This window comes from Chrysiogenia bacterium (genome assembly GCA_020434085.1).
Taxonomy (GTDB): Bacteria; JAGRBM01; JAGRBM01; order JAGRBM01; family JAGRBM01; genus JAGRBM01.
The window spans coordinates 1-8,729 of record JAGRBM010000577.1 but is presented as its reverse complement, the minus strand read 5'-3'; the positions used below and the strand labels follow the sequence as shown (position 1 = coordinate 8,729).

Sequence of the window (8,729 nt, the reverse complement as noted above, 5' to 3'; positions counted from 1 at the left end):
TCGGCGACCTGGTCGCGCTGGATCTTTCCGAGCCCGAAGTACTGCGCCTTTGGATGAGCGAAGTAGAGCCCGCTCACCGCGGCGGCGGGCCACATGGCGTAGCTCTCGGTGAGTTTCACGCCGGCGGCATCCTCCGCGCCCAGCAGCTCGAAGATCGTGCCCTTCTCGGTGTGATCGGGACAGGCCGGGTAGCCCGGCGCGGGGCGGATGCCCTGGTACTGCTCGGCAATGAGCTCTTCGCTGGCCAGTTTCTCACCCGCCGCATAGCCCCACAGTTCCTTGCGCACGCGCTCATGCAGCCGCTCGGCAAAGGCCTCGGCCAGGCGGTCGGCCAGCGCCTTGGCCATGATGGCGTGGTAGTCGTCGTGGTCGGCCTCGTATTTCTTCACGATCTCTTCCAGCCCGATGCCCGCGGTCACCACGAAGGCGCCCACGTAGTCGGCCTTGCCCGAGTCCTTGGGAGCCACGAAGTCGGCGAGCGCAAAGCTCGGACGGCCCGGCGCCTTCTCCATCTGCTGGCGCAGGGTGTGGAGCTTCGCCCGCACTTTGTTGCGCTTCTCGTCTTCGTAGACCTCGATGTCGTCGCCCGTAGCGTTCGCGGGGAAGAGCCCCAGCACTGCGCGGGCATGGAGCAGCTTTCCGGCGATGATCTCGTCGAGCATCTTGTTGGCGTCGGCCAGCAGCTTGCGCGCTTCTTCGCCCACGGTCTCGTCCTCGAGAATGGCCGGGTAGCGGCCCGCCAGCTCCCAGGTCTGGAAGAAGGGCGTCCAGTCGATGTAGGCGCGCAGTTCTTCGAGCGGGTAGTCCTCAAAGACCTTCGTGCCGGTAAAGCTCGGCCTCGCCGGCGCCTCGGCGCTCCAGTCGATGGGCACGCGGTTCTCGCGCGCCGCCTGCAGCGAAAGCGACTTGCTCTTACTGCGGCGCCCTGCGTGTTTGGCACGCACCTGGTCATACTCGGCGCGCAGCTCTTCGAGATAGCCCGCGCGCTGGCCTTCGCTGAGCAGCTTGCTGGCCACGCCCACCGCGCGCGAGGCGTCGGTGACATAGACTGTCGCGCCTTCGTAGCCCGGCGCCACCTTTACGGCGGTGTGCACTTTGCTCGTGGTAGCGCCGCCGATGAGCAGCGGGACGCGGAAGTCCTGGCGCTCCATCTCTTTGGCGACGTGAACCATCTCATCGAGCGAGGGCGTAATGAGTCCCGAGAGCCCGATGATGTCGGCGCTGACTTCCCTGGCAGTGTCCAGGATCTTCTGCGCAGGAACCATGACACCCAGGTCGATCACCTCGTAGCCGTTGCACTGGAGCACCACGCCCACGATGTTCTTGCCGATGTCGTGGACGTCTCCCTTGACGGTGGCAAGCACAACGCGGCCGTTCGAGGAGGTGTCGTCGTTCTTCGCCTTCTCTTCCTCGATATATGGAATCAGGTAGGCCACGGCCTTTTTCATCACGCGGGCGCTCTTTACGACCTGCGGCAGGAACATCTTGCCCGAGCCGAACAGGTCGCCCACGACGTTCATGCCGTCCATGAGCGGGCCCTCGATCACATCGCGCGGGCGCGTCGCGGCGGCGCGCGCTTCCTCGGTATCCTCTTCGACGTAGTCGGCGATGCCTTTAACGAGCGCATGTTCGAGCCGCTTGGCCACAGGCCAGCCGCGCCACTCGAGATCCTGCTTGGCTTCCTTTTCGCCGCCCTTGACGGTCTCGGCAAACTCCACGAGGCGCTCTGTCGCATCGGGACGGCGGTTGAGGATCACGTCCTCGACACGCTCGAGCAGGTCCTTGGGAATTTCCTCATAGACCTCGAGCTGCCCGGCGTTGACGATGCCCATGTCCATCCCGGCCGCGATGGCGTGAAAGAGGAACACCGAGTGGATCGCCTCGCGCACGGGATTGTTGCCGCGGAACGAGAAGCTCACGTTGGAGACGCCGCCGCTCACCAGCGCATGGGGCAGCTCTTTCTTGATCCGCCGCGTGGCCTCGATGAAGGCGACGCCGTAGTTGTTGTGCTCTTCAATGCCCGTCGCCACGGCGAAGATGTTGGGATCGAAGATGATGTCCTCGGGCGGGAAACCGACCTGCTCCGTGAGAAGCTTGTAGGCGCGCGCGCAGATGTCGACCTTGCGTTCGATGGTATCGGCCTGGCCCTCCTCGTCGAAGGCCATGACCACGACCGCCGCGCCGTAGCGCCGGGCAAGCCTCGCCTGGGCGAGGAACGCTTCCTCGCCCTCCTTCATGGAGATGGAGTTCACCACGCCCTTGCCCTGGACGCACTTCAAACCCGCCTCGATGATCGGCCACTTGGAGGAATCGATCATCACCGGCACGCGCGAGATGTCGGGCTCGGCGGCGATGAGGTTCAGGAACTTCACCATCGCCGCCTGGGAGTCGAGCATGCCCTCGTCCATGTTCACGTCGATGATCTGGGCGCCGTTTTCGACCTGCTCGCGCGCCACGTCGAGGGCGGCCTCGTAGTCGCCCTCGGTAATGAGGCGCCGGAATTTGGCCGAGCCCGTCACGTTGGAGCGCTCGCCCACGTTGACGAAGTTGCTCTCGGGTCCGATGGTGAGCGGCTCCAGCCCCGAGAGCCGGCATCGCACCGGGCGCTCCGGGATCTTGCGGGGGGCCAGTCCCTTCACCGCGTCGGCAATGGCCTGAATGTGCGCGGGCGTCGTGCCGCAGCAGCCGCCCACGATGTTGAGGAAGCCGCTGCGCGCCCACTCGCCGATCTGCGCGGCCATGCCTTCGGGCGTGTCGTCGTATTCGCCGAACTCGTTGGGAAGACCCGCGTTGGGATGGGCGCTCACATGAGTCTGCGCCACGCGCGAGAGTTCCTCGACGTACTGGCGGAGCTGGTCGGCACCGAGCGCGCAGTTCAGACCAATGCTCACCGGCTCGGCATGGCAGAGCGAGTTGTAAAACGCCTCGGTCACCTGCCCCGAGAGCGTGCGACCGCTGGCGTCCGTGATCGTTCCGGAAATCATCACGGGAAGGCGCTCGCCGGTCTCGTCAAAGAGCTTTCGCACGGCAAAGACCGCGGCCTTGGCATTGAGCGTATCGAAGATCGTCTCGATGAGCAGGATGTCCGTGCCGCCCTCGATGAGCCCGCGCGCGTTCTCGGTGTAGTCGGCAACGAGCCGGTCGAAGGTCACGGCGCGGTAGCCCGGATCGTTCACGTCCGGGGAGATCGAGGCGGTCACATTGGTCGGTCCCAGAATGCCCGCGACAAAGCGCGGCCTACCGTCGGCGGCCTCAAATTCATCACAGACCTTGCGGGCAAGGCGCGCGCCCTCGACGCTCAGCTCGTAGGCCAGATCCTCCAGCCCGTAGTCGGCCTGTGCCACCCGCGTGCACGAGAAGGTATTGGCCTCGATGATGTCGGCGCCGGCCTTGAGATAGGCGCGGTGAATATCCCCGATAGCCTGGGGCTGGGTGAGCGTGAGCAGGTCGTTGTTGCCCTTCAGGTCGCGATCGTAGTCGGCAAAACGCCCGCCGCGATAGTCGGCCTCTTCAAATTTGTACTGCTGGATCATCGTGCCCATCGCCCCATCGAGGACGAGGATGCGCTTGCTGAGTTCTTCATGGAGGGCAGCGATCCGCTGCTCGCGCGTGCTCATGGTGTTTCTTCCTTGCTTCGGCCGGCCCGGGGCCGGGATTATTTCCTGCGGCCGTAGGCCGAGATAATTTCGAAATGTGGAGGTTTGGACTCGCGCGAGGTCACCGCGCAGGTGCCTACCGCAAGGCCTGCCTTCTCCAGAAGGCGCTTCAATTGTCCGGGCGCAAAGCCCAGGTTCTCGTGGTTGTAGGGGCGCACCGCGCCCTCGTGCCGGTGGCGCTTGAGCGTTACCAGCGTGAGCAGCCCGCCCTTTCGCAGGACGCGCGCCGCCTCGGCAGCGACCTGCGCGGGCCTCTTGGCGTACTGCAGCGCGTTCATCAACAGCACCTGGTCGAAGCTTGCATCCGCAAAGGGCAGCGCGTGCATGTCGCCGCTCTCGAAGCGGACGTTGCCAAGGTGCGCGAGCCGCCGCCGCCCTGCTTCGATGACCTTTTCACTCGCATCGATGCAGGTCACCGATTTCGCGCGCGGCGCAACGAGCTCGGCGTTCACACCGTCTCCCGACGCGACATCAAGCACGTCGCCCAGCTCGCACAGCCCCAGCAGCCCGCGGGCGGTGGCTTCCCAGGTCCGTCCCGGCGAGTAGTGGCGCTCCATCTGTCCGGCCACGGTGTCGGCCCACTTGACGCCCTCACCGGCGCGCGCGGCGGCAATGGCGCGGGCGCGCTGGGCGTCTTCCTCAAAGAGCGCATCACTGGTCTGGCCGCGCAGCACGTCCCAGAGGGCGCGCGCCTCGCCGCTCATGCTCTCGTCGGCGCGCGCGTAGAATGTCGCCGGCCCGGCCGGGCGGTCATGGACCAGGCCCGCTTCCTTGAGCTTGGCCAGGTGGGCCGAGGCCCGCGACTGGGTGACGCCCGTGACCTGCATGAGCTCGGCCACGGTGAGCGCTTCCTCACCGAGCACGCCCAGAAAGCGCAGGCGGGTAGGCTCGCCCATCAGGCGGCAGAGCTCGGTTGTTGTAGCCAGGTCATTCATTGCTTCATCCGTTAAAGCGGATGAGAGGATGAATAATCAGGAAGCCAAAAGCAAGCCTGCCCTGCCCCTTTGGCAGCATCGCCTGGCGGATTCAGCCCGCTATACTGGCGCTCTGAATGAGCGAAGGCCCTGAAATCACCGAGCAAATCCTCGCAGCGGCGGCCGAGCTGGGTTTTTCGCGCGCGGCGCTGACCCCGGCGCGGCTGCCCGAGGCCGACCTCGCCCACTTCCGCCGCTGGCGCGAGGCGGGCCACGACGCCGACATGGAGTGGATCGGGGCCCGCAGCGCCGAGCGCGCCGACGCGGGCGTCCTCCTGCCCGGCGCGGCCAGCGTGCTCAGCCTCGGCATGTTCTACCTGGCAAACACAGCGCCCACCGACGCCCCGCGCTTTGGGGGCACGGTCTCGCGCTACGCCTGGGGACGCGACTACCACCAGCTCATCAACAAGCGGCTCAAGAAGCTCCGCCGGAAGATCGAGGCGATCCTTCCGGGGGTCAGCACCTACCTGAACGTGGACACCGGCCCGGTCCTGCAGCGCAGCTACGCGCGGCAGGCGGGCCTTGGCTGGATCGGTCACAACACCTGCCTCATCGATCCAGAGGGCGGCTCCTATCTCTTCCTTGCCGAGGTAATCATCGACCGCGCACTCGAACCCGGCCCGGCCGTACACAAACGCATGCCCGATTGCGGCACCTGCACCGCATGCCTGGATGCCTGCCCCACCGATGCCTTTGCGGGCAAGGGCGTGCTCGACTCACGCCTTTGCATTTCCTACCAGACGATCGAAAACCGCGGCGCGATTCCGGAGGAGCTGCGGGAGAAGTTCGGCGACCTGGTCTTCGGCTGCGACATCTGCCAGGAAGTCTGCCCCTGGAACCGCGAGCCGATCACCACGAGCGAGCGTGACTTCGAGCCGCGCGCTGGCCACGCGAGGCTCGATCTGAAATGGATCCTCGAGACCCACCCCATGGAGATCGAGGATGAATTCCTCGGATCGCCGCTTCGACGCGCGAAGGGCCGGGGCCTGAAGCGCAACGCGCTCATCGCGCTGGGCAATTCGGGCGATGTCGAGGCGATTGCGCTCATCGAAGCGTTCCTCGAGGACTGCGACGACGAGATCCTGCGGGAACATGCGAACTGGGCGCTGGAGCGACTGCGTGCGGATTAGTTACATTGGGAGTCCCTCATGCAATGGTCCCTGCATCCAACCAGAACCAAGGGGAAGTCATGGACATTCAAGAGATTAGAGACAAAATAGCAAAACATGAGCTAATACCAATCCACGTCACCAACGGAATCGACGGAGCAGAACGGTCCGCTTTATGGGTCGACGGGGATCTGGATACTTTTCTTGAATCATGCAAACACATCGGTGCCCGCGCCATATTCTTTCAATTTCTCGATTTATACGAAGACCTCTTCTTCGCCGACCCAACAGAGATAAGGCCTGATCGCTTCCATGCCGATGACGAATATGACGATGAATCCGGTGAAGACCTCACCAAGGTCGAACCCAAACTCAAGCCTTTCAAACAGCATATTGGCGACCATATGTCGGTTACGATGATGTGCATTACACCAGAAGCGCGTCTCTACTACATGGATCAAGAGCCATGGGGTGAAGGATTTGCTGCTCTCCGAAGCGCAGCAATTGAGACGCTCCAAAATGGCTGGCAGGCCAGACTCATCGAGCTCGAAGAGGAACAAGAGGCCAAAGAGCGGGAAGAAGAAGAGCGCGAAGAAAGAGCGCTGAAGCCGCTAGACTCTCTACTAAAAGACGAGACATTCTGTACGCTCACGACGCAAGCGGAAATGTTCGAATACGCCATCGAAGAATTTCCTGAGATCAAAGATCTACACCCCGAAGCCGTACGCGATAAGATTAAAATTCTTGCCAATAAGGTAAAAGTTGCCAAGAAGCGTTTGAAGGCCAGGAAGAAATAGCTCCGTTCGACCTGCGACAAGCTCAGGACGAGCGGGAAAGCGCCCTTTCCTCGCGCTACTGCTGCGGGCTAGGCTCGCAGCTCCGAATACTTCCGCAGGAGAAAAACCCATGCCCAGCCGAGTGATCAACTTCTATAAGGAAGGCGACGTTGGCGTCGTCACAATGGATGACGGCAAGGCCAACGCCATGCAGGACAACTTCTTCCAGGAGATGATCTCCACGCTCGAACACGCGAAGAAGGAAGAAGTGAAGGCGCTGGTGCTCATGGGCAAGGAGCGCATCTACTGCGGTGGGCTGGATCTCAAAACCCTTCCCAAGCTCACCCCCGAGGAGCTGCAGGCCACGCTCGAGAATTTCTATAAAATGATCGACGCCCTCTGGTGCTTTCCCGCGCCGGTGATTGCCGCAGGCACGGGCCATGCGCTCGCGGGCGGGTTCATCCTGTATCTTTGCTGCGACTACCGTTGCGCCATCGACAATGACGAGCACCGCTACGGCCTCAACGAGATGGTCAACGGCCTGCCGATCTCCCACTGGACGCTCGCCGTTGTCGAGCACATGATTCCCAACGCCGTGCGTGACGATCTCATCCTGCGCGCGCGCATCATGAGCCCCAAAGAGACCCTCGAGCTGGGCATCACTCACCACCTGGCGCCCTCCCACGAGGAAGTCCTCAAGCTCGCCATCGAGCAGGCCGCCGCGCAGGCAGCGCGCCTGGTTCCCAAAGCCGTCGGCACCACCAAGGCCCGCATGCGGCGCCCTTCCATGCAGATCGGCTGGGAGCGCGACCAGCAGGAAATCGCCGGCAAGCCGCTGGTAAACCGCTTCGCGCATCTGGCCAGATAGGAAAATGCGAAACCGCCAAGGCGCCAAGAACGCCAAGGTAGGACAGAAATAGAAATTTCCGGTTCAGGGATCGAGCGACATCGGGCAAGTCCCGAATTGAGCGGATCGGCACAACCCCCTTGGCGTCCTTGGCGCCTTGGCGGTTCAATTCCCCCTTCCCCCGGGGCTGCGGGGTGGTTATGTTCGCGCCCATGAGTGAGCACCTCACCATCCGCATTGAAGAGATCAAGCCCGAGGGCAAGCGCCTTGAGGTGCGCGAGGCGTTCCTGGCCGGGAAAAGCCCCGAAGGCCCCTTCGACTCGCGCGAGCTGGAAATCACCGTGAAAGGTGAGATCTGGGCCGATCTCGACATCGAGAAGATCGCCGGCGTGTTGCGCATCAAGGGTCCCGTGCGCTTCGACTACGAGATGCCCTGCGCGCGCAGCAACGAGCCCGTGCCCTGCACCTTCGACGAGCGCCTCGACCTGGCGCTGAGCAAGGCCGAGTCCGCCCTGCGCGAGAGCGCCGAGGACGAGGTGGAACTCAGCAGCGCCGACCTGGAGGAATGGACCTACAGCGGCGAGGAGCTTGATCTCACCCCGATCCTCTACGAGCACATCGCCATCAACCTGCCCGTCAAAGTCGTCGCCGAGCGCTTCCGCGACGCCCCCGACGAGGTCTGGGTCGATGCCGGACAGGAGGAGGCCGAAGAGCGGGAAAACCCGTTTTCGGCCCTCAAAGGCCTCAAAATCGACCCTTCGGGCAGCAAGTAGCGCCCGGAATTCTCAAAAGGCTTGAAATCCCCCCGGGATTCGGGTAGATACGGCGCCTCCCGAGTCCTTTTGGGGACATTCCGGGAAACCCGTGAAAGTGAACTGAGGTAAGGGCAATGGCCACTCCGCAGCGAAAAACCAGCAAATCCGTCCGCGACTCGCGTCGCTCCCATCACGCCCTGCGTGCGCCGGGCATGGTCGAGTGCCCCAACTGCATGGAAATGACCTTCCCGCACCGCGCCTGCATCCACTGCGGCCAGTACAAGGGTCGCGAGATCGTCAAGAAGGACGAGTTCTAGACCGCCCGCGCAAGTATCAAGTTTCCAGTGAAACCCCGGCCGATGGTCGGGGTTTTTCTTTTGCTCCCGCAGGCGCCCCCCTATACTTTCGGCAGGGCCATGGAGGGGGGGAGTATGCAAGCAGGATTTTCGCGAGCGTGCCGGTGGCTGCCGCTCGCAGCGCTGCTGCTGACCGGGTGCGTGGAACGCGCGCTCTGGGAACGGCATGTGGCCTATCCGTTGGCCGGTCCTACAACCGCGCCCATTCCCGTTCAGGTCGGAGTGGAAAATTTCTTCGACCTTCGCACGCCCGAAG

General features: G+C 63.4%; 8 protein-coding genes. 6 read left to right on the top strand and 2 right to left on the bottom strand.

Going from position 1 to position 8,729, the window contains the following annotated elements:
- Both metH and KDH09_19000 read right to left on the bottom strand, forming a co-directional pair.
- Positions 1 to 3,617 (bottom strand): methionine synthase (gene metH, locus KDH09_19005; GenBank protein ID MCB0221794.1); only part of this gene is annotated, 3,617 nt, incomplete at its 3' end.
- A gap of 38 nt (positions 3,618 to 3,655) precedes the next feature.
- Positions 3,656 to 4,591, bottom strand: a complete 936-nt coding sequence (locus tag KDH09_19000) for a metalloregulator ArsR/SmtB family transcription factor (protein ID MCB0221793.1) — start codon at positions 4,589 to 4,591, stop codon at positions 3,656 to 3,658.
- 116 nt (positions 4,592 to 4,707) lie between these two features.
- Between KDH09_19000 and queG the strand changes: the two genes are divergently transcribed.
- The 6 genes from queG to KDH09_18970 all read left to right on the top strand — a co-directional run.
- Entirely contained in the window at positions 4,708 to 5,760 is a 1,053-nt protein-coding gene (gene queG, locus KDH09_18995) for a tRNA epoxyqueuosine(34) reductase QueG (protein MCB0221792.1), read from the top strand.
- A 59-nt stretch (positions 5,761 to 5,819) separates the two neighbouring features.
- Positions 5,820 to 6,536 carry a hypothetical protein gene (locus KDH09_18990; protein ID MCB0221791.1) on the top strand — a complete coding sequence of 239 codons (717 nt, stop codon included), beginning with the start codon at positions 5,820 to 5,822 and terminating at the stop codon, positions 6,534 to 6,536.
- Between the two features lie 109 nt (positions 6,537 to 6,645).
- The gene (locus KDH09_18985; protein ID MCB0221790.1) at positions 6,646 to 7,383 is read left to right on the top strand and encodes an enoyl-CoA hydratase/isomerase family protein; all 738 of its coding nucleotides are present in this window, start codon (positions 6,646 to 6,648) and stop codon (positions 7,381 to 7,383) included.
- Positions 7,384 to 7,574: 191 nt separating this feature from the next.
- The gene (locus KDH09_18980; protein ID MCB0221789.1) at positions 7,575 to 8,135 is read left to right on the top strand and encodes a DUF177 domain-containing protein; all 561 of its coding nucleotides are present in this window, start codon (positions 7,575 to 7,577) and stop codon (positions 8,133 to 8,135) included.
- 116 nt (positions 8,136 to 8,251) lie between these two features.
- A complete protein-coding gene (gene rpmF, locus KDH09_18975) occupies positions 8,252 to 8,434 on the top strand; it encodes a 50S ribosomal protein L32 (protein ID MCB0221788.1) in 183 nt (60 codons plus the stop codon).
- A 114-nt stretch (positions 8,435 to 8,548) separates the two neighbouring features.
- Positions 8,549 to 8,729 (top strand): hypothetical protein (locus KDH09_18970; protein MCB0221787.1); only part of this gene is annotated, 181 nt, incomplete at its 3' end.

Excerpts from the sequence above, each read along its gene's own strand:
- KDH09_19000 (MCB0221793.1), bottom strand. The coding sequence starts at position 4,591 with ATGAATGACCTGGCTACAACAACCGAGCTCTGCCGCCTGATGGGCGAG.
- queG (MCB0221792.1), top strand. The coding sequence starts at position 4,708 with ATGAGCGAAGGCCCTGAAATCACCGAGCAAATCCTCGCAGCGGCGGCC.
- KDH09_18990 (MCB0221791.1), top strand. The coding sequence starts at position 5,820 with ATGGACATTCAAGAGATTAGAGACAAAATAGCAAAACATGAGCTAATA.
- KDH09_18985 (MCB0221790.1), top strand. The coding sequence starts at position 6,646 with ATGCCCAGCCGAGTGATCAACTTCTATAAGGAAGGCGACGTTGGCGTC.
- KDH09_18980 (MCB0221789.1), top strand. The coding sequence starts at position 7,575 with ATGAGTGAGCACCTCACCATCCGCATTGAAGAGATCAAGCCCGAGGGC.
- rpmF (MCB0221788.1), top strand. The coding sequence starts at position 8,252 with ATGGCCACTCCGCAGCGAAAAACCAGCAAATCCGTCCGCGACTCGCGT.